General features: G+C 55.0%; 20 protein-coding genes. 3 read left to right on the top strand and 17 right to left on the bottom strand.

Features of this window, described 5'->3' with window-relative positions; all coding sequences use genetic code 11:
• Positions 1 to 109 precede the first annotated feature (109 nt).
• The 8 genes from ATC04_RS14765 to ATC04_RS14740 all read right to left on the bottom strand — a co-directional run bounded on the left by ATC04_RS14765 (position 110) and on the right by ATC04_RS14740 (position 7,930).
• A complete protein-coding gene (locus tag ATC04_RS14765) occupies positions 110 to 1,480 on the bottom strand; it encodes an AbgT family transporter (RefSeq protein ID WP_082123795.1) in 1,371 nt (456 codons plus the stop codon).
• A 24-nt stretch (positions 1,481 to 1,504) separates the two neighbouring features.
• Positions 1,505 to 1,654: an AbgT family transporter gene (locus ATC04_RS19480; RefSeq protein ID WP_152666780.1), complete on the bottom strand. Its 150-nt coding sequence runs from the start codon at positions 1,652 to 1,654 to the stop codon at positions 1,505 to 1,507.
• Positions 1,655 to 1,685: 31 nt separating this feature from the next.
• Entirely contained in the window at positions 1,686 to 2,837 is a 1,152-nt protein-coding gene (locus ATC04_RS18960) for an FAD-binding oxidoreductase (protein ID WP_082123796.1), read from the bottom strand.
• A gap of 13 nt (positions 2,838 to 2,850) precedes the next feature.
• Complete coding sequence (locus tag ATC04_RS18955) at positions 2,851 to 3,561, bottom strand: GntR family transcriptional regulator (RefSeq protein WP_197413537.1); 711 nt, start codon at positions 3,559 to 3,561, stop codon at positions 2,851 to 2,853.
• Between the two features lie 339 nt (positions 3,562 to 3,900).
• The gene (locus ATC04_RS14755; protein ID WP_047118369.1) at positions 3,901 to 5,841 is read right to left on the bottom strand and encodes a cation-translocating P-type ATPase; all 1,941 of its coding nucleotides are present in this window, start codon (positions 5,839 to 5,841) and stop codon (positions 3,901 to 3,903) included.
• Positions 5,838 to 6,206: a winged helix-turn-helix domain-containing protein gene (locus tag ATC04_RS14750; protein ID WP_047118370.1), complete on the bottom strand. Its 369-nt coding sequence runs from the start codon at positions 6,204 to 6,206 to the stop codon at positions 5,838 to 5,840. Before ATC04_RS14750 ends, ATC04_RS14755 begins: the two co-directional genes overlap by 4 nt.
• 264 nt (positions 6,207 to 6,470) lie before the next feature.
• Positions 6,471 to 7,445 carry a cation diffusion facilitator family transporter gene (locus ATC04_RS14745; RefSeq protein WP_047118371.1) on the bottom strand — a complete coding sequence of 325 codons (975 nt, stop codon included), beginning with the start codon at positions 7,443 to 7,445 and terminating at the stop codon, positions 6,471 to 6,473.
• A gap of 8 nt (positions 7,446 to 7,453) precedes the next feature.
• Positions 7,454 to 7,930 carry a transporter substrate-binding domain-containing protein gene (locus tag ATC04_RS14740; protein WP_231735994.1) on the bottom strand — a complete coding sequence of 159 codons (477 nt, stop codon included), beginning with the start codon at positions 7,928 to 7,930 and terminating at the stop codon, positions 7,454 to 7,456.
• Between the two features lie 281 nt (positions 7,931 to 8,211).
• Between ATC04_RS14740 and ATC04_RS19475 the strand changes: the two genes are divergently transcribed.
• Positions 8,212 to 8,424 (top strand): DUF2188 domain-containing protein, encoded by a 213-nt coding sequence (locus ATC04_RS19475; protein WP_152666781.1) that lies wholly within the window; start codon positions 8,212 to 8,214, stop codon positions 8,422 to 8,424.
• 300 nt (positions 8,425 to 8,724) lie between these two features.
• Positions 8,725 to 9,030, top strand: a complete 306-nt coding sequence (locus tag ATC04_RS14730) for a hypothetical protein (RefSeq protein WP_047118373.1) — start codon at positions 8,725 to 8,727, stop codon at positions 9,028 to 9,030.
• A gap of 204 nt (positions 9,031 to 9,234) precedes the next feature.
• Here the strand turns inward: ATC04_RS14730 and ATC04_RS14725 are convergent, their stop codons facing one another.
• The 8 genes from ATC04_RS14725 to ATC04_RS14695 form a co-directional block, all read right to left on the bottom strand.
• Entirely contained in the window at positions 9,235 to 9,669 is a 435-nt protein-coding gene (locus tag ATC04_RS14725) for a hypothetical protein (RefSeq protein WP_047118374.1), read from the bottom strand.
• A 378-nt stretch (positions 9,670 to 10,047) separates the two neighbouring features.
• Positions 10,048 to 10,488, bottom strand: coding sequence for a hypothetical protein (locus ATC04_RS19470; protein WP_152666782.1), 441 nt, complete (start codon positions 10,486 to 10,488; stop codon positions 10,048 to 10,050).
• A 757-nt stretch (positions 10,489 to 11,245) separates the two neighbouring features.
• Positions 11,246 to 11,434, bottom strand: a complete 189-nt coding sequence (locus ATC04_RS14720; protein WP_047118375.1) for a CsbD family protein — start codon at positions 11,432 to 11,434, stop codon at positions 11,246 to 11,248.
• Positions 11,435 to 11,552: 118 nt separating this feature from the next.
• Positions 11,553 to 12,131, bottom strand: coding sequence for a DUF3618 domain-containing protein (locus ATC04_RS14715; RefSeq protein ID WP_060617041.1), 579 nt, complete (start codon positions 12,129 to 12,131; stop codon positions 11,553 to 11,555).
• Positions 12,128 to 12,514 (bottom strand): phage holin family protein, encoded by a 387-nt coding sequence (locus tag ATC04_RS14710; protein WP_060616989.1) that lies wholly within the window; start codon positions 12,512 to 12,514, stop codon positions 12,128 to 12,130. The genes ATC04_RS14715 and ATC04_RS14710 overlap by 4 nt, the downstream gene beginning before the upstream one ends.
• A 78-nt stretch (positions 12,515 to 12,592) precedes the next feature.
• Positions 12,593 to 13,474, bottom strand: coding sequence for a hypothetical protein (locus ATC04_RS14705; protein WP_157359295.1), 882 nt, complete (start codon positions 13,472 to 13,474; stop codon positions 12,593 to 12,595).
• A gap of 203 nt (positions 13,475 to 13,677) precedes the next feature.
• Positions 13,678 to 14,841 (bottom strand): YihY/virulence factor BrkB family protein, encoded by a 1,164-nt coding sequence (locus ATC04_RS14700; RefSeq protein WP_052772257.1) that lies wholly within the window; start codon positions 14,839 to 14,841, stop codon positions 13,678 to 13,680.
• Positions 14,842 to 14,967: 126 nt separating this feature from the next.
• Positions 14,968 to 15,543, bottom strand: coding sequence for a recombinase family protein (locus ATC04_RS14695; protein ID WP_060617040.1), 576 nt, complete (start codon positions 15,541 to 15,543; stop codon positions 14,968 to 14,970).
• 336 nt (positions 15,544 to 15,879) lie between these two features.
• Here ATC04_RS14695 and ATC04_RS14690 point away from each other — a divergent pair, with 336 nt between their 5' ends.
• On the top strand, positions 15,880 to 16,992 hold the full coding sequence (locus tag ATC04_RS14690) for a hypothetical protein (RefSeq protein ID WP_152666784.1): 1,113 nt from the start codon (positions 15,880 to 15,882) through the stop codon (positions 16,990 to 16,992).
• A 142-nt stretch (positions 16,993 to 17,134) separates the two neighbouring features.
• On the opposite strand, the gene ATC04_RS19465 is transcribed toward ATC04_RS14690, so the two are convergent.
• The gene (locus ATC04_RS19465; RefSeq protein ID WP_152666785.1) at positions 17,135 to 18,811 is read right to left on the bottom strand and encodes a hypothetical protein; all 1,677 of its coding nucleotides are present in this window, start codon (positions 18,809 to 18,811) and stop codon (positions 17,135 to 17,137) included.
• Positions 18,812 to 18,886: the final 75 nt, after the last annotated feature.

The raw sequence follows: 18,886 nt of genomic DNA, 5'->3' as shown, positions 1-18,886 counted from the left end.
GCTGCGGCGCTCTGCGCGATCTAGCCGTTCAGTTGTCAGCTCTCAGGCCTGTGTCAATGGCTGGAAAGTCGGCGTATGGATGAAACTGATGACTGATCTCGCGCATTTGTTACCTGAGGGGTACGCCAGGGCCCAGGGGGAGACCGAGGGCATACCAGAGGCCATAGAAGGCGGTCCACCCGATGAGGATTGAAACGGAAACGGGCAGAGTGAAAGCCATGAGTGTACCGATGCCTGCATCACGCTTATATTTCTGTACATATCCAAGTGCGAGAACGAAATATGCACTCATCGGAGTGATGGCGTTAGTGACCGAGTCACCGATCATGAACGAGACCATGGCCGCTTCAGGCCGTATGCCGTAATACATCATCATCGGCACCAGAATCGGTGCGAATATCGCCCACATCGCTGATCCGCTAGTCACGATCATGTTGGTGAATGCAATCGCCAAAATGATGATCAGCAGCACCAGGAAATGCGGTGCCTGGAGGTCTTGGAGAAGTGCAGCACCGTTCACGGTGAGTACGGATCCCAGGCCAGTCCAGGTGAAGTAGGCCAAGAACTGTGAGACGGCGAAGAAGAGCACCAGTACAGGTGCCATGGCAGCCACTCCAGCGATCATAGCCCGTGGAATGTCACCGAAGCTTTTGTATTTTCCTGTCTTGAATCCGTAAACGGATCCGATAAGGGTGAACAGCAGCGAGACGAATACGCCGATCTCAGAGAAAACTACTGACTGGACGAGCTGTTGCCCTGGCTCAATAAATGGGGAATTTGGCACGAACAGTAGCAAGATGACTATAGCTACGAAAACAACAGCTGAAACTAGCGCGGTGATTAGGGCGCGTGTTTCATGCTTTTCGATGTGTATGGATTGTGGTCCATCGAGATCGAGAACGTCTCCGGGAACAATCCGAAAATCTTCTCGTTTGCTCAGAACAAGTTCAACAACGAGCGTGATGATCAGCGCGAGTACAAGCGAAGAGGAAGCAGAAAAGAAGTATGTTGCTGCCGGCGTAATTGATGCTTCCGGGGCGATCGTTTGGGCCGCTGCAGAGGCTAGCGAAGACCGTATCGCGTCGGAAGGCGTGATCAAGGGGCTTGCGTTGAATCCTGCGGATACTGAAACGTAGGACACCATGACGCCAAGCATGGGGTGCCTTCCAGCGGCACGAAATGCCAAGGCACCCAGCGGGATCATCACCAGATACGCAGCATCCCCCATAATGTGGGCGATCATTCCGCTAAAGGCGATGGCGAAGGTGACCCAGCGTTTGGGCAAGCGGACGATCGTGAGGCGCAGGAGCGCTTCCAGGATGCCGCTTTTCTCAGCAACGGAGACACCCAGGAGCACGACGAGCACGATCGCAAGAGGCGGGAAACCCGCAAAATTATCGAAGGCCGAGGTGACAGCGAAGTTTAGGCCGTCTAGAGAAAACAGGTTCTGAACCGTGACATGTTTGTCTGAGTTCGGTATTTCAACAGTGGTTCCTGCAAGTGCCTAACTTACCACTCCGAGGAGCAAGGCCATGACCCAGAAGAGCCAGAACGGATGCGGCAACATATTGACCAACCGTTCTACGAAATTAATGAATTTGAGTAATGTTGCCATGGCTCGCCCATTGGTGCGAGTGTCCTGAACCTGGCTCATTTCCGGTCTCCTTTGAACGGATTGATTCTGGCTATTGCTCGCCTATGCGAGTCGGAATGTGGGCCTCGAAGGAGCGGCTGCCATCTTCAAAGCGGCCAATGCGGTAGGGGCTTAGCAAGTCCGATTCGGTGCCCTCTAGAATTTCGGCAGCAGCTAGTTTCCCTAACAATGGGCCGAGAGTTACTCCGCTGTGGCTCACGAGTGTGTAGACATTTGATCCAGCGTGTGCGGATCCCACGATCGGCATTCCATCAGCAGGAAGTGACCTTGCACTGAGCCGTAGCTCAAAACGTTCTGGTTTGATGCCGGTTAGGTCAATGAAGCGGTTCTGCAGTTCAACCCCAATGGGATCACCGGCGGTGGTGGCCGAAGCCGGATCTGCTTGAGGGTTAAGATCCAATGCCTGGACTACGACTTGTCCTGGAGCGCTTGGGCGAAGGTTGATTGTTGGTTCGTGAACTACTGCTCGAAGATTGAGTTGCGGTGCTAGTGCGTAACCTAGAACCCCGATCGTGGCGGACCCTTTTGCCACTTCATCGTGCATTGGAAGGTCGATACCGGCGGTCGAAGCTAGGCTTTTCGACCATCGCCCAGCAGCAAGAACAACTCGATCTGCATGGATAACTTGGCCATCCATAAGTTCAACTGAAACCGAAGTGAAATGATCGGCTATAGAACGGACAACTCCTGGAGTTACCTGAACGCCTGCCGTTTCAGCAGCAATGCGTAGGTTGTGCATGAGCTTTTTGGGGAGAACGTACCCTTCCTTGGGGAAGTAGGCGATTAGTGCCGCATTCTCTCTTGGAGTAATGCCGGAGAGTTCCTCAGCTTCATGCGCATTCACGAGACGGAAGGGATACTGATGCTGCTCGAGCTGCAAAAGTCGCTCTCGCAGACCTGATTCCTGTGCTGCATCGGCTATGAAAAGGCCACCGGACTCGGTATAAGAAGATTCCATGCCAAACTCACGATGCAGAACTCGGTGTTCTTCCATGCCGGCTACGTTGAGCTGGTGGTAATTAGGATCAAGCTTTCCGCTGGCGTTAGTCCAGGCATAGCTAGTTTCAGAAGTCCTGCCGAGAGTTTCCTGGCTGTCTATGAGTTCAACGCTGGCGCCTTTACGGGCGAGGTTCAAGGCAACGCTCAGGCCTAGGATCCCTGATCCAATAGTTATGATTCGCATGGTGATTTCCTTCTTATTTAGTGTTTGGTGCAGGAATTTCGACGAAGAAATCCGCCAGATCGGGTCGGATAAGAGAGGTCGTGGTCTCTAGAATTCGACCATCAGGTGCCTTCAGCTCGCGTCGTCGTTGGAGAGCTGGCGTACCTTCAGGCACTCCGAGTAATTCGGAGCGTTGGTCTGTGATGCTGACAGGTTCCAAATAGACCCTGATCGTGTCGACCGCGACGCCAAGTTCAGTCAGATGCTGAAGAATGATGAGGTTTTCCAAATCCGAATCCAAAAGCCGAGGGGACAGCGCGAAGTAGAGAACGTGCGTCTCGATAGCAACTGGAGTGTCATTGCTATCTAGCTTTCTTCTGACAAGCTCTATCACTGCATCTTTCGGCGAGGCCCCTGGTAGTTGAAGTGAGGCATCGGAAGCAATCGTGATCCGTGAAGATAAGATCTCGTGCCTGCCGGCTGTTCCATGCTTGGCGTCTTTAACAGAAGCAAACTGGAGAAGATTGATTTGCTGCCTTGTTTCAGAAACGAATGAACCAGAGCCTTTGCGGCGTTCGATCAGACCAGCATTCATCAGATCATTGAGCGCCTTTGAAGTAGTTGCCCTACTGACTCCGTACTGTTCCCTCAGTTCATGTTCGCTAGGCACACGAGCGCCTGGAGCTAACTCGCCCTCAATAATCTTCTGCTCTAAGTCTCGATAGATAGCCCGATGCATCGTCATGAAGATGACCGTACAGGTTAAAAGTTGTTATGGCAAGATGTATTCGTGGCTGGATTTCGTTGTGCTGAAGCGAGACACTCAGCAGTTCCGGCAGTCCTATGAAGGCAGATCTGAGGATGAATAGGGCTGGGGTGATGAATTCACAAACGATCGTTTTTGACCAGACAACCAAGAACCAGGAATCCCCGGCGTATGACTGTTAGTTTCAATTGGCGGTTTATCACCGTTAAAAATGGAGCATCGCACAGCACCACCCACTTTGGTTTTAGATGGTTGAAGGCGGGGCGCTAATTTCCCGGTGGAAATAGTGCCCCGCCTTCAACGGCAACGAAACCAGCGCTAATGCAGGACGTTGCCCGGCTGCTGGGTGAGCTGCTTGCGGTGGATACGGGCAGCACGAAGGCCGTTGGCAATCACGATGACTTCTGCGACCTCGTGAACCAGCACTACCGCGGCTAATCCAAGCACTCCGGTAATAGCCAAGGGCAGCAGGACAACGATGATCGCCATTGACAGGACGATGTTCTGATTCATGATCGCTCGGCCCCGTCGGGCATGGGACAAGGCTTGCGGGATCAGTCTCAAGTCATGGCCGGTGAAGGCTACGTCGGCTGATTCTATGGCGGCATCGGCACCGGTAGCGCCCATCGCAATCCCCACGGTAGCGCTAGCCAAGGCAGGGGCATCGTTTATCCCGTCACCGATCATCCCTGTAGGAACCTGCTGCACCGACGAAGCGATTTCACGGGCCTTGTCTTCAGGTCGCAGTTCGGCATGAACGGTGTCTATACCGGCGATTGAAGCCAGCGCGTGGGCAGTACGGGAGTTATCGCCGGTGAGCATCACCACGTCGATTCCCTGGTTATGCAGGTCTCGAATTGCCTCGGCCGCTTCAGGGCGTAGTTCATCGCGCACGCCGATCACGCCAATGACCTGCTCTGCACGGGTGACCATGACGCAGGTTTGCCCGGAGGCCTCCATGGATTCAACAGCGGAAGCAAGCGATCCTGGGGCAATCCATCGAGGACTGCCGACCCCGACCTGAACACCATCCAGGACGCCGGTAATGCCGTGTCCTGGCTCTTCGTTAACCGCCGCTGCCTCCGGGATCGCGGGTACTGCTGCGGTGATGGCCGTAGCTAGAGGGTGGGTGCTGTGCTGTTCCAGGGCGGCAGCAACGGCGAGCACCTCTTCGCGAGTCGCATCATCAACGGTCTCGACTTGCGTGACCACTGGCTGATTGCGTGTGAGTGTTCCAGTTTTATCTACCGCGATGCGGCGCAGGGAACCAAGCCGTTCGAAGGCTGCTCCGCTTTTGATGATGACACCGAACTTGCTGGCAGCTCCGATGGCGGAAACAACGGTGACAGGAACGGCGATGGCCATCGCGCAAGGCGAGGCTGCGACCAGCACGATCAGTGCGCGGGTGATCCAGGTTTCGGGATCGCCGAAGATCGCTCCAAGCACAGCAACCAGTACGGCCAGGACGATGACACCGGGAACCAGCGGGCGGGCAATGCGGTCAGCGAGCCGTGCCCGTTCGCCACGTTCCGACTGGGCTTGCTCGACCAGGCTCACCAACGTGGTCAGGGAGTTGTCCGTGCCGTTTGCCGTTGCAGTGACTACTAGCGCGCCGGATGAATTGATGGAACCAGCAGCAACCTGGTCGCCTACGGTTACTTCCACGGGAATTGATTCCCCCGTGATAGCGGAGGTGTCCAAGCTGCTTGATCCTTGGCTGACCACGCCATCGGTTGCCAAGCGTTCACCAGGCTTCACGCGCAGGGCATCGCCAATCTTGATCTCTGCTGCACTGACCACGACCGGTGCGTCGTCACGGATGACGGTGGCCGTTTCCGGGACGAGCTTCAACAAAGAGCGCAGGCCCGAGCGTGCCCTGTCCATGGCTTTGTCTTCCAGGGCTTCGGCAATGGAATACAGGAATGCCAGGGCTGCGGCTTCTTCGATATATCCGAGGATGACCGCACCGGTGGCGCTGATGGTCATCAGCAGCCCAATGCCGAGTTTCCGTTTCGTGAACAGGTTTCGCAGGGCGCCGGGCACAAAGGTAAAAGCGCCCAGCAGCAGGCCGATCCAAAACAGCACCAAGGCCACGATGGCGGCGCTTTCGCCGTGGGTGCTCCATTCAAGGACGAGCCCAGCGAGGAAGAAAACGCCTGAGGCTATGGGGACGAGCACGTGCCAATCCCGCCACCAGGGCAGTTCCTCTTCGAATTCTTCGGTGGGTTCCGGTGAATCGCAACCGCAGGCGGAACTCATGCTTGCTCCTCTTGTTCTCGATCGGCGCTGGTGGCGCAGTCAGGGCAGGAAGAGTCCAGGCAAGGTACTTGATCATCGACGGCCAACGTCACGTCAACCAGGGCGCTCAGGGCGGTGGTGAGGTGAGGATCGGTGATTTCGTACCGGGTTTTGCGGCCTTCCATTTTCGCCACGACAATTCCGCAGCCGCGCAGGCAGGTCAAATGGTTGGAAACGTTGGCGCGGCTCAGTCCTAGGGCCTGGGCAAGTTCCGCTGGGTATCCGGGTTCGTGCAGCAAGGACAGGAGGATGCGTGACCGGGTGGGGTCGGCCATGGCGCGGCCAAGCCGGTTCATCGCATCGATCCGTGATTCAATGTTCATCATACGATGTACTGTACAGCACTTGATGTACTAGTGGCACCGCCCAAAATCGATGGTTTTTGGGATGAAAAATAGCGTCATCCGAGCTGAGTGCTCGAATGGCGCGATGATGCTGTTATTGGATTCCCGAAACCTGGGCTCGATACTGCTGTGCCCGAAATGCTGCGTTAGCGATTTCGGGAAGCGGTGGGCGGGGTTGCTAGTACTTCGATCACTTTGGAAACAGTGATGCTTTAGCAACACGCGACGGCAACAGCTCACGTCGTCTCAGTTATTGGCAGGGACCTTGTCCAGGTAGTCGGGTAGCTCATCCACGGGAATGACGACCACGTCGTACGCGGGCCAATCGATGTCCTTTAACTCATCGACAGTACTGGTGATCTGCTTGACATTGACTTCGCCCGTTCGAGGGACCACGAAGACTTCGATGTGCTGGACTTGTCCCAATTCGCGGGATCTAACGGCTGATTCTTTCACCCAATCCAGGTGTGTCATCTGGTCTTCTATCCGCGTGACCAATGGGTGCGGATCGGTGCCGTCCAGGCCGGTGGAGCGTCGGTCGAGAAGATCCGTGATAGCGGACCGGGTGTTGTCCCAGCCGTCTTTGAGGATTCCGCAGGAGATCAACAGCGCCGCTACGGCATCCAACCACCACAGTCCGATACCTATTCCTGCGACGCCTACTATTGATGCGGCGTTAGTCTGCCAATCGGCCTTGGCCATTTTTGAATCAGCGTAGAGCAGCTTGTTGTGCAAAGGTTTGGCGACCTTGATCTTGAGCCGGCCCAGAATGACCGCTGGAATAACAATCACCGCCATAACGATGATCATCGGCCATCCCTGCCAGATCGTATGGCCGAATAGATTCATGGTGCCAATGGTTGGATGTTCCATTTTCACCAGTGCAGAGATGGACTCGTAAGCCAACATGGCACCAACGACCAGCAATGCCACCCCGGCGACGAGGTGCCCGGCGCCCATTGACCGGTGGTAGCCGTAAGGGTGGCTGGCTTTGCGTGGTTTGCGTGTCCAGCTCAACGCGATGAGGAAAACGAGCTGTGGCAGCACCGAAAGCATGTCTTCCACCCAGGCTGTTCGCATGGCTTGGGAATTTCCGACAATCAAAGCGACGAGGGTGATCGTGCATGCGGCGTAGCCGATGCTGATCCATTCCAGTTTGGCGGCCCGGCGCATTTGCTGTTTCTGTTCGTTGGGCAGATGGGTTCCTGGCGAACTTTTCATGGCATCTCCTAGGTCTTGTCGAGATAGCTTTCCAGTTCGAAGAGGAATGCATTTTCACCGGGGGGCGTCAGCATGACGATCTTGATTTCCTTGCCGTCTCCATTCACGTGTGTTGTGTAGGGGCGGGTCATTCCGACTTTCTCGGACCAGGGAGTCTTTGAGCTGATTCCGCCAGCCACCAGATCCAGGCGCCCGGCTTCCAAATCGGTCACGAGTTGTTCCTCACCGGCAACGGTCCACTTCACGTCCGCGCCCAGGCTGTCAGCGAAGCCTCTGACCACCGTGACATCGTTACCCTGCGGTTGCCCGTCAGCGACCTTCACGAAATCCTCGTTGGGGGTGACACCAACGTTGATCGTTCCGGAACGCACTTCATTCAGCGTTCCTTGTGGATCTGTCGGGATGCCCTGGACGCAACCTGCTATCAACGGCACCGTGCCGAGGCCCAACAGAAGTCTTTGCAGTGTTCCTTCTTTGGCTGGCACGACGTGGTCTTCCCTTCGTTCATCGTCCGGCGTGGGGCCGAGACTGTGATCACCCCACTCTAGGTCGGGTATAGCTAGAGTTCATCCGAATTCATAAGATTGGGGGAAACCACCAGAACCCCCGCCCAGAACAACAGGACAGATCTTCTCTGAACATTTGCTGAAGCCGTTCCATTATTCCGGGGGTGGGTGGGATTCTGGAACGGTACGATGCCACCCACAGAGGAAGGCCGGCACGCCGCAACCTAAACCTCAGCGGCAACTCCCCGGAAGGCAAGGACATGAGCGCAAATCACTTTCAGATCCTGGCTAACAGCGAGGCCTGGGTGGTCACCCTCGGTGGGAAGCTTCTGGCAACCTGCCACTCGCGCGCCGGAGCCTATGAAGCCGCCCGGTTGAAAGCTGAGGAGCTGGGGTCTGGAGAGATTTTCGTCCACGATGCTGCTGGTGAACTCGAATTCCATGAAAATGTTCGTTCGGCCGTGACCGAATAAAGGGGTGGCTATTCCGTGCACAACACCAGGAATATTTACTTGGGAGGAATCTCTGAGGGAACAGTAAAGTGTTGTTCGGCTGAGTATCCGCACTTCAGAATAGACTTTTCCATAGACAGGGATTCTGAATTCCAGTAGATGTACGGCCGGAGTAGAAACGTACGTCATTGGTTTCTATAGTGTTGGGGTCTTACCGGCTTGTGGGAACGGTGCTGGGTAAATCCTTACAGTGGTGAGCTCACCCCGTTGCCGACGCGTAGGCTCAAAGAAGTTGATATCTAGTGAACAATCCTGGAACTTATGACGAATACTCCCCGTAAAGACATCCATCTCTCCCTGACCGGCGATCAATATGACGATCTGACCAGTGCCTTGGAAACTCAAAGGAACAGCTTTGAGCACTTAGCCGCTGAAGCGAGCAATGGTTTTGGGTATCTTGATACCGCGTATTGGACCCATCGAGTCACCGAAGTGCAGCAATTGATCGATACGGTGCATCGACTGGCATTGGGAGCAAACCCTCAGGGCGTGAAGCAGGAAGCACAGGGGAACGCAGCAAAGCACTTGCCCCCAGACTCGGGCACCGAGGTTGCTCCCGAGGACTAAGGGCACCAAACCTGGCCGAGAGCGTCGAGGCTACTCGACCAGCCATAGCGAAATCATGTTCGTGGTCTTCTGTGCAGAACTGCGGGAGGGGCGCCAGTGGCCGGAACTTCTAGAACGTTACGACTGGTGCCGCAGGCATGACCGATAACTGGCCTCGATGCCTGGAACTGGTACCCTCCGCAGATTAACGCTGGCCAGCAGGACCTAAGCGCTGAAACGGTGCGCGTAGCTCCTGCTCTCGTTGGCCGGCTGGAACGCCGGAACCGGGTGGGCCACCGAACTTGCATCCCAGTACTTAGCCCGGAATGTGACCAGCCCATGCTGCTCGGCACGAGCGAAGAGATCTTGAATGGGGGTGGAATCCTTCTCGACGTCCACACTCCGCAGGGCAGGGTTAGGGGTGGAGACGTAGAGGAACTTTAGTTCATCGAGCGTTGAGTCGAGCATGGCCACCAAGACCGGGCGGCCGTGCATGGAGACCAACCCCATGACGTCATTGAGAGGCTCTGTGGGAATCGACATCACGATTGGCATTCCCTGGACCCACCCGTGCTTAGTCAGGTGTTGGCGCCCCTCGCGGGAACCGAGCAGTTCACTCACGCGCTCGGCGGTTTTGGTGCGTACGATACGTCCTGGCATTGGTACTACCTCCACTGTGTTCTTGAGTCTTCCGAGTGATCCCCATCAACTTGGAACAAGTCACCACGCAAACCGGCTACCTTTCATCCTGCCTGTTTGCGGTGTTATTTGTATCCTAGAAGATTAGTAGTCCCAGCGATAGAGGTCCATTCAGGCTGAATTAAAGTCCATGTCAAGACGGAAATGCGCGCTGAATAGAGCTCTGGAATGGGCGTCTGCGAAGTCGATGAAACATTAAACTTCGACTTATATGTCCTAGTCAGGGGCTTTTTAGGAACGTTTAGGATCTGTGTGATTTGGATCAAGAGTGCACTGATCTTTTATGGAGCGAATCTTCTCAGGATTCATGCAGGTAAACGAGGTGTAACCCGTCGTAATCTAACCGTGATAAGGAAAAACGGACCCTCTCAGATCATTTCGATCGGTGTAGGGATCTAGGGGGATTTCGTGGATGGCGGCACTGTGGGACCAGTACGCTACTCGAAAAGGAATGATCCGGCTTTCAGGGTGCCTGGTGCAAAGTTCTTGAATCATCATCCCGGGGGTGGTTGGCTCCACGCGGGTGAAGATCGGGCTGGGAACAGTAATATGCCATAGCTGTAGGTTCTCTGTTTGATCATCACTGAGGACAAGGAGCACGGCTCGTCCGTGGACGGAGACTAAACCCATGATGTCTTCCACGCGTTCGGCAGCGTGTGCGAAAACTACCGGCATGCCTTCTATCCATCCATAGGATGAGAGATGTCTTCTTGCTTCGGGGCATCCCAGCAGTTCTTGGATGCGTTGGGTGGCAGGGGTTTGTAGTTCAGGGGTATTCATTTATGCCTCCGCTGATGTCAGCTCGCCAAAAGGTGATCGTTCACGAAGTCCGCAGCGTGAAGTTGCGGAAGGGTTCCCCGTGTTTCGCTGGTGGGCGCTCGGTGATCATCGTGGAGTGTTTCTTTGAGGATACCGCCTAAGTTCACAAAATGAGATACCCATCTAAGCAGAGGCTGCGCGGGTTGCCTTAGAAGAAGTTCTCTGTCGGTTGTTCTTTGATTCGCCGGACGCGCATGGCCCTGACCGTGCCCCGGGCTCTTCGCAACTTGAGCTGCCGGTTCGCAGGCATGGACGAGTTTTGTTTCGGTGCAGATTTGGGACTTGGTGAGGGCGGGCCTGCGGCATGGAAGGCGTGCAGCTCCGGTGCATATTTCTCTCTGGCGCCAACATGCAGATTAACCGTCACCCCATTGGTGAGGCATCAGTCGGCGATTTCACGCGCTGTCAGACCAGCGGCATACATCATGTCCTATTCCTGGTGCTGTGAGACGTTCCAACCTGTCGTGGCACTCAGCTACGCTACTCTTTTTGGGCCTTTGAACCGGAACAGCGCAGGAGATACTCGATCTATCGTTTCGGCGTCATATTGAGTACCGCAAATGATCTTCTATGGGAAAGTGTGTGTTGACCGCAGTTCGGTCCTTCGCAGCTGAGAACCTATGGCTCAAAACAACAGTGTGGTTCAACCAAAAAAGTTGAACCACACTGTTGCCATCAATTTTTTCTTACCGCGATGTGGATTACGAACAGCCCAAACTTATTTCTGTCCGGTAATATCTTTCGCCGCGTCTTTAACGTGTTCGCCGGCCTGCTTCGCTTTGGCTTCAGCTTGATCTTTCACCCCATCGGCTTGCAAGGAGGCGTCGTTGGTAGCTTTGCCAGTTTCTTCCTTGGCCTTACCACTCATCTCCTGAGCCTTATTCTGAATTTTGTCGCCCAAACCCATGATGCACTCCTAGTTCGTTGACTTAACGGATAGTGGAAACTGTAGCTCCAGGTAGCGAATCTCGTTCGAGACTTAGTGTTGCCTGAAAGTCGCGAGGAGCCAAGATCCCAGAGTTCTTCTACGCTTGGCCCTTGTAATCCTGGACGCTGCTCTTGGCTTCTTGCTTCAGATGCTCGGATTCGCTCACGGCCTCCGCTTTCACCCGATCCACGGACTGCTGAGCGGTGTCCTTGAGGTCATCCACTACGGCCGACACCGGCTCTTTCATGTCTTCAGCCACCTGCTTGGCCGCATCGCTAAGCTCAGTCGTCAACGGCTCGGCCTTGTCCTTCAAGCGTTGAACCATCTCTTCCTCCTGGCGGCTTCCCGGAATAAGGGACGAGGCGAGCAGCCCCGCACCGAAAGCGATGAGCCCGGCGGCCAGGGGGTTGCCGCGGGTCTGCTCTGCGACCTTCTGCGGTGCTTCATGGACTGCGTCGCTGGCATCGTGCGCTGCTTGCTGGGTTCGTTCGCTCACGTCTTCACTCCGTCCCATGACTGTTTCCTTGACCCTGCTCACCGAATCCTTGATTCTGGCGGTTTGCCGGTGTGCGATGTGGCTGGGGCTGACCTTGTCGACAATCGCATCGACATCGTTGCGCAGCTCATCGCGGGTCTGCGCGATGTCTGCTCGAAGTTCATTTGAATCCTTGCTCATCGGGTTTCCTCTTTCGGATTGAAAGCTGATGGGATCTTCTTCACTGTTTGGGCGGTCTTCGGCATGCCCTTGACCGACTTGAGCTGCTTGCGCGCCACGACCGCGAGGATCGCGGCAATGACTGCCCAGATCACCGCAACGATCACCGCGGACCAGCCATGGCCAGTCCACTGGCCGATTCCTACCCATGCGGCTACGGAGAGGAAAAGCAGGACGAAATGCGCTGCGATCCCGGCTCCGGCGTACATCCCGGCGCCCTTGCCCGCATTGCTCGCGGACTCCTTCAGCTCTGTCTTGGCCAGCTCCACTTCCTGCCGGACCAGGACCGAAACGTTCTGCGTCAGGTCGCTGAAGAGGGTTCCCAGAGTGTTTGGTTCTTCCATTCGGGGGTTATGGGGGCGGGTATCGGGGTTCTCTGGATGAGGTTCGTAGTCTGGAGCAGAATGACTCATCGGTGCCTCCTACCGGTAGTCTTCAGGGCGCGGGTTCAGCCCTGGGTATTTCTGAAGTGGATTGTCGTTCAGCTCGTCCTCGGTCGTGCCGGTGCGAAGCGCCGATGGATCGGCCTGGCCCAGCGGTGGCGGCGTGACACGGGGAGCGGTCTTCAGCGGTTCGGCGTGCGGTCGCTCGGAAGGATAGCTGGTGCCCGCCGGGGCATTGGCGGTTGCCTCTGGCGACTGCCGCTGACGTTCTTTCGAGGCGCTGGCATTGCGCGTGATCCTGCCGGCCAGCAGGCCAGCGCCCAGGGCGATGCCCAAGAACGCGCCGGGGCGTTTGCGGGCGAAATCCTTGACCTCGTCCACCAGATCGCCCGGTTCGCGTTGGTCCAACCAGTCCGCGACGCGGCCACTGTGATGGGACGCCTGATCCACCAGCGTCGCCGCGGTGCCAGAAGCCTGCGATTGGTCGAGCATGGTGCGGAACTCGTTGCTGATGTCTCTGAGGTTTTCGGCCACCTTGCGTTGCTGCACCGAAGTTTGCTCGCGCAGGTCTGCACTGAGCTCTTCGAAGAGATGGGAAGCTTGCTCCTTCGCCTGGCCCGCGACCAGGGTGGCTTCCTGCTTCGCGGTGTCCATGACTTCGGCTGCCGAATGCTGGCCCTCGGCGGCAAGGTCCTTGGTCGCCTCGCCGGCCTGGGCTAGCTTGGATTCGTCCTCGTCGCCGTGGGCAGCGCCGAAGCGCGATGCAGCGTCGGTTTCCACGTGCTCAGGGAGGAACTGGTCATTCACTGGCGGAACTGGCGGAGCCGGGGCCACCGGTGGCTGGGGAGGGACTCCCGTCCCGCTGGCCGGCTCGGACCGATCGGGAGACGAGCTGGTGTTGGGAAAATTCTCGTTGCTCATGTCATACCTTCCTGTACTTAGGGAACTTCTTCGGTATGACAACGAGAGTAAAGGCACCCAGCCTGGGATACTGACCTAAGAAAGGATCATGAGGTTGCACTCAGGTTGAACTGACATGAATATCCGGGCAGAGACGCAGGAGCACTACTGCCTGATAAGTCTTATGGTGCGATGTGGTTAAAACCTTAGATCACGCCATCCCACTAGTGTCGTGGTCCTGTCGCATTCCCTTCGAAGGGGTCATCGTCGGACTCTTCGTTCCTGTCTGCAGAGACGCGCAGATCTTTACCTTCGCGGACATCTTTCTCCTCCTTCGCTAGTTGCTTCTCGCTGGCTTTGATGTCACGCGGCGGAAGCTGAATCGAGCCCTCTGCGAGGATGCCGGTCTGCAGCTCACGCGCCCGTTCAATTTCAGCATCGAACACCACACCAAAGAGCAGCGACAGGTTGCCTATCCAGATCCACAGCAGCAACACGATCACGCCGCCGATGGCGCCGTAGGTCTTGTTGTAGTTCGAGAAGTTCGAAACGTAGAAGAAGAATCCCAAAGTTGCCATGGCCAGAACCAGCAGCGCAATGGATGATCCGAGGCTGATCCAACGAAACTTAGGTTGCCGGACATTCGGCGTCCCGTAATACAGCAGTGCGATCATGGACACCGCGGCTACTATGATCACTGGCCATTTGGCGATATTCCATATCAGGATCGTTGTTTCACCGAGCCCGAACACCTCCCCGATGCTTTGCGCCACCGGCCCGGACACCACAAGCAGGACAACCAGCAAGGCCGCACACAGCAACAGCGTCAAGGTGAGCAGCAACATGATCGGCTTCAACTTATACACGGGGCGTCCTTCTTGGACGTCGTAGATCTGGTTGATGGAGCGGCCGAATGCGCCCACATAACCCGACGCGCTCCACAACGCACCGACTAAACCGACCGCTAAGGCCAGTCCGGCGGACGGCGCTGCGGAGAGTTGTTCGATTGGCTGCTTGAGGGTCTCGACAACTTGGTCGCTGGCGAACTGGTCCAGAATGCTCACCATGTTTTTCGTCGTGGCTTCGGCTTGGCCTACCAGCCCCAATAGGGAGACCACGGCAAGCAATCCGGGGAAGATGGAGAGCATCGCGAAGTAGGTGAGTGAGGCAGCTAAATCCGTACACTTATTGCGTGAAAACTCGCGGATAGAGCGCTTGAAAATGTATTTCCATGAACTGCCATGAAGATGCGCTGGTGAATCCGGTTTCGAATCGTCTTCTGGTTCAGGGGCATGTTGGTACTTATCTATGGTATCTGCGGCAGTGCCCTCATCCACCTGGGGCAGATTCTGACTGGGGCGATCCCCGGCAGAATGTGAGTTGGCCATTTTGAAACCTCCACGGCATCTTCCTTGGCGAGTAAACGATGTGCCACATTGAATCAGTACCAAGAACCAGCAGCAATGGCATTGCAGCAACCCTCAGGTACTCTGGCACCGGGGACGGCAACGTCCTTACAAGGCCCTGATTCTGCGATAGAGCGTGGCCCGGGACATTCCCATGTCCTTGGCGACTTGGGTTGCTGGTTCACCAGATCGAACCAGCTTGGCCGCGGTGCGGATTTGGGATTCGGTGAAGGTGGGGCGACGGCCGCCGAGGTCGCCGCCAGTGGTGCGGCGTTTGGTGACGGAGTCGGTGATGCGTTCGCGTTTGATCTCCAACTCCATTTGGGCCAGGGCTGCCATAACGGTGAAGACCATGGCGCCCATGGGGGTTTTGGTGTCTACGTCGCCGCCACCCAGGTTCAAGATGCGAAGTCCGATATTGCGTTCGCGTAGCTCTTCGGCCAGTTCGAGCATTTTCTGGGTGGAGCGCCCGAGTCGGTCCAGGGTAGTGATGACGAGGGTATCGTCCGGGTGCAGGGCGGTCAGTGCTTTATCCAGTCCGGGGCGTTTGGCGAGTGCTCCGGATTGGCCGTGGTCGATATAGAGGTCATCACGGCGGACCCCGGCAGCAAGAAGATCCTGGATTTGTCGGTCGGCATCTTGGGCTTTGGTGGATACGCGGGCATAGCCGATCAGCTTGGTCATCGGTCCCTCGAAAGTGTCTCGCAACTAATGGTGTAGACCCGATTCTACGCCATTGGTTGCGACACATAGTTGCGAGAATTTTGGACCATTGAGTTCCCGCGGATTTTTCATCAGGAGCGTGGTGCGTGGTGAGACGTCTTGCAACCTATAGGTTACAAAACATATTGCGGGTCACTCTCAAATCCCAGGGTCCCTTCACGGAGTTGGATAAGTCAGGGACTCGCCTCGGATTTATTGAATATGGAAACTTGGCGGAAGTTAGGTGTCGGAACCTGCCGTGTAGAAGCAGAGCCTCGAAGCAGAGCGCGCATAACGCTCCTTGTAAACTCGATGGGTATGGAGCTTCATGAGCAGTTGTCGATAGCTATCGCGGTGAGCGACGCTCGCTATACCGCTGGACGTTTGCTGAATGCGGGCGATCACCCTCGGTCATGGCCATTTTCCCAGTGGGGAGTTATGGTCGCATTTGAAACGCAGAAGCATTTGAAAGACGTTCACGGCACTTCCTTGAACTTTGATTGGGAAGACGATGTGGCAGAGGCCGCCAGGCATGGCGGAAAGTTTTTCGACGTGCGCTCTACGCAAATCGATAGCATCCTTAACGACTTTCGTCTTTTGGCAGAAGCGACGACAAGGGCGTACTACCCTGAAGATCGACGTGGACGTGCTTTTGATTTTCTCCGAGCTGACCTGTCGGTAGTTTGCGACAGATCCGAATTGGTCTTGACTAATGTCACTGGGCACTTCATGGTTGGTCTTTCTCCCCACCGAGGAGCTGATCTTAATTTGTGGGGACCTCATATTCGGAAGCTTACGATGGGGATCGGGCAGATGGCCGGCGCTCTCACCGGAATGAATGTTCAAGAACTTTCAGTTCATGGAAGTCATATTGATGGATTCCCTACTTACTTAGACGGGGACATTGCCAAGGTTGTCCCAGCTACCTTCGGTGGGGAGTTTGACACCGATTTTGCGCTATCAATGATCAGTATCCAGTCCACGGTTCAGTCTGCGCGACGTTGGGCGCATGCGGAGTGCTGCAACACGTGCATTGCGGCAGCACTCAAGCATCGGTTTGTTGTCCTGCATCATTCTGTTCGCTCGATCCTGCAGTTGCGTGAACGTGCTGAGGTCCGGGGTCCGGTTGCAGCGGCATATGTTAAGTCCCTATCTGATTCCGCTGATCTTCAGAAAATTGTTTCCGATCCATTTCGTAAGTTAAGGAACGGTTGGTTTCACCTTGGTCTTGGAGACATCGCTGCTGATCTACCAAAGAATCCGAACATCTTATCGCCCGTTATAACTTACACGCGTATGGAAATCGAAGAATTTGCTGACCTAGTAAATCAATGCCTCAATCTGTTGGCCGAAACCATTGACGCATGGCTGCTAGAGGGTGGTGATAGTGGGTTCACATTATTTGATTTCCTCCGTCAGCCGTCGGAGTGAGGACTCGCATGTATGCCGATGATGAGCACACCCGCCAAGATGCTCGGGTAATTTTAAGACGGCTGGTTTAGAAACTTATTCCAAGTAATTTTGGACCAATCGTGCGAGGGAGAAGCTGCAGCTAGCCGCGGAACTAGCCGGCCTACGGGATAGAAATGCCATTCTCGGTTTTCCACGTTCCAAATAGATAGGTTAGATCGTGCTGTGGCAAATCTAAGGTAACTGGTCGCTGCAGATCGGAGTGGGTGGTTACGTCTTTCTTCTCTGGTACCCAGGCAACAAATGGTTCTTCGGTAGGAATATTCATTGTGATCGAATCTTGGGGTGGCTCGGTATGGGGTATTGGTTCCACTGAGGTGGGTTTCATCAATGGGTGTGTTACCACAAATTGAGGAGTGGGGTATGAGGTGCCACCAATTGTTCGGGTTCCTGCAGGTGCTAGGACGTACTGAGGGGTTTGGTCCGCAAGTGCTGTTATTTTTATCGTGCCGCGTCTAAGCGGGACGACGTTCCCTTCCCACAGCAGCCTCATCTGTCGTAGTTCCACGATCTCTCGGATCGTGGCAGGATCATTAGGTATTAACAGATGTTCCGAGGTGATCTGCTCAATAGTGACTAGATCTTGCAAAAATCCAATACTGATATCCAGATCCTGGATGTTATCACTAGAGTGATCCTCCAGCTTGAGAGCTATAAAATCTCTTTCAAGGACTTTGAATTGCAACAAACTACCTTGCTTGCAAGCTCTCTCAAATAGGTATTTGTCCAATACCATCTTGTTTGTGGCTAATGTTAAAACTTTAGTCTCCAGTTGCAGGTCGCATGCGACGTCGCCTTCGATTCGGAAAGTGAACCGGTACTCGATACAGCCCGCTACAAGAACATGCCACTCCATGCGCTCTTCGTGCGTTCCGCGGTGAGTGACCGCCGCATCGTATTCTGTTACCAGTGATCCGTCTGAGGATTCAATTTGGAGTTTAACGTGGTTCCGGTCGTCTAAGCGAAGCATCTCAGTGACGGTGAACTGTCGGAAGTCCTCGGGGAACTGCTGATCTAATACATCAATTCTCGGCATCTCAGTACCAATTGGTGCGAAATGCGCTGTCCCAGTTTCAACGATTTCTTTAGTGCCTACAACGACGTCTGTAGAGGTAGTTTCTTGAGGTAACTCTAAGGCGCCGAGATCCGCCAGCTCGGAGACGAGCTCCATTGTCCTAGCGCACAAAATGGCTACAGAGGAAAAGTAGGATACTGCTGCTGAGTAACGTTCTTTAATAGGTAGGAGAGTTCCTGGAGCCTTTTTTCCTCTGACATCAACATGTACGAGGTCGCCATAAAGCCACGCTAAGGCTAACTGGCTGTCGGAGACTTCAGGCGTAGATTCGCTACCGTCTTTCCTTGCCATCTGGGTTGAATATCGCAGTGCTATCGGTTCCGCTTCGTTAAATTGCCCCCAGGCGTTACCTAAGACCGTGTATTTTTCACGAAGCGCATCCGAATTGGTTTGTGCTTTTTCGCGCCGCCGTATGACAGCCTCGATTGCTTTGAGCACTTCGACATAGTGGATCGATTCGGTTTTTAGGAGAAGAGGTCTAATCCGGGAAGCTAAGGACTCGAAGATTTCCTCGTCCGGGAGTTTTCGTCGGAGTTCGATTGTTCCGTCAAGGTTGATCTTCCCAGACATCTTAGGATTTGCGAGCGTTTCAAGTTCGCGCGGTTCTTTTGCTAAGGAATGCGCAGCAATGCGTCTTGCTCTGAGGACGAACCTCCTGAGTGTTTCTTCGGCCTTCTGAAACTGTTGATCATCATTTGACACCATGCGGGGGAGTATGCCTCTCGTCGTTAGAAGGAAAGATTAATTATTTACAAAGGATGCCTATGCTGAACCATTCCA

It is taken from the genome of Arthrobacter sp. YC-RL1 (genome assembly GCF_001454985.1).
Lineage (GTDB): Bacteria > Actinomycetota > Actinomycetes > Actinomycetales > Micrococcaceae > Glutamicibacter > Glutamicibacter soli.
Note: the sequence above shows the minus strand (reverse complement) of the source record. Positions and strands in the feature narration are given on the sequence as shown.

Bases quoted from the DNA above. Each gene is read 5' to 3' on its own strand.
- ATC04_RS14710 (WP_060616989.1), bottom strand. From the start codon at position 12,514: ATGGAAGAACCAAACACTCTGGGAACCCTCTTCAGCGACCTGACGCAG.
- ATC04_RS19465 (WP_152666785.1), bottom strand. From the start codon at position 18,811: ATGGTGTCAAATGATGATCAACAGTTTCAGAAGGCCGAAGAAACACTC.
- ATC04_RS14750 (WP_047118370.1), bottom strand. From the start codon at position 6,206: ATGATGAACATTGAATCACGGATCGATGCGATGAACCGGCTTGGCCGC.
- ATC04_RS14720 (WP_047118375.1), bottom strand. From the start codon at position 11,434: ATGGGTTTGGGCGACAAAATTCAGAATAAGGCTCAGGAGATGAGTGGT.
- ATC04_RS14725 (WP_047118374.1), bottom strand. From the start codon at position 9,669: ATGCCAGGACGTATCGTACGCACCAAAACCGCCGAGCGCGTGAGTGAA.
- ATC04_RS19470 (WP_152666782.1), bottom strand. From the start codon at position 10,488: ATGAATACCCCTGAACTACAAACCCCTGCCACCCAACGCATCCAAGAA.
- ATC04_RS19480 (WP_152666780.1), bottom strand. From the start codon at position 1,654: ATGAGCCAGGTTCAGGACACTCGCACCAATGGGCGAGCCATGGCAACA.
- ATC04_RS14695 (WP_060617040.1), bottom strand. From the start codon at position 15,543: ATGACCAAGCTGATCGGCTATGCCCGCGTATCCACCAAAGCCCAAGAT.
- ATC04_RS14745 (WP_047118371.1), bottom strand. From the start codon at position 7,445: ATGAAAAGTTCGCCAGGAACCCATCTGCCCAACGAACAGAAACAGCAA.
- ATC04_RS18955 (WP_197413537.1), bottom strand. From the start codon at position 3,561: ATGACGATGCATCGGGCTATCTATCGAGACTTAGAGCAGAAGATTATT.
- ATC04_RS18960 (WP_082123796.1), bottom strand. From the start codon at position 2,837: ATGCGAATCATAACTATTGGATCAGGGATCCTAGGCCTGAGCGTTGCC.
- ATC04_RS14705 (WP_157359295.1), bottom strand. From the start codon at position 13,474: ATGAGCAACGAGAATTTTCCCAACACCAGCTCGTCTCCCGATCGGTCC.
- ATC04_RS14755 (WP_047118369.1), bottom strand. From the start codon at position 5,841: ATGAGTTCCGCCTGCGGTTGCGATTCACCGGAACCCACCGAAGAATTC.
- ATC04_RS14700 (WP_052772257.1), bottom strand. From the start codon at position 14,841: ATGGCCAACTCACATTCTGCCGGGGATCGCCCCAGTCAGAATCTGCCC.
- ATC04_RS14730 (WP_047118373.1), top strand. From the start codon at position 8,725: ATGACGAATACTCCCCGTAAAGACATCCATCTCTCCCTGACCGGCGAT.
- ATC04_RS19475 (WP_152666781.1), top strand. From the start codon at position 8,212: ATGAGCGCAAATCACTTTCAGATCCTGGCTAACAGCGAGGCCTGGGTG.
- ATC04_RS14715 (WP_060617041.1), bottom strand. From the start codon at position 12,131: ATGAGCAAGGATTCAAATGAACTTCGAGCAGACATCGCGCAGACCCGC.
- ATC04_RS14690 (WP_152666784.1), top strand. From the start codon at position 15,880: ATGGAGCTTCATGAGCAGTTGTCGATAGCTATCGCGGTGAGCGACGCT.